Below are 236 nucleotides of genomic sequence, written 5' to 3'. Positions count from 1 at the left end.
ATAAAACAATGTGGTTACTCGCTCTTTTGGTAGCCATTTTGCATATTTAAGACCCAGCTCTGATAGTGGGTCGGCGTCAAGTACTTGCTGCAAACTTGCATCGTTTTGCATTGCCTTAAGCATAACATCTTTGGCTTTTTGCACCAGCTTACGATACGTTATCAGCCCTGAACGGTCACTTACTGGACCATGCCCCGGAATAACTTGTGTATTATCGTCAATTTGGTTAATAACAT

General features: G+C 41.9%; 1 pseudogene. It reads right to left on the bottom strand.

From position 1 onward, the window contains the following. A pseudogene (locus R2R70_RS23120) lies at nucleotides 1-236 on the bottom strand (hypothetical protein); the annotation flags it as partial.

The organism is Cobetia sp. SIMBA_158 (assembly GCF_046566945.1).
In the GTDB taxonomy this organism is placed as follows: Bacteria; Pseudomonadota; Gammaproteobacteria; order Pseudomonadales; family Halomonadaceae; genus Cobetia; species Cobetia amphilecti.
This window is presented reverse-complemented; position numbering and strand designations above follow the sequence as displayed.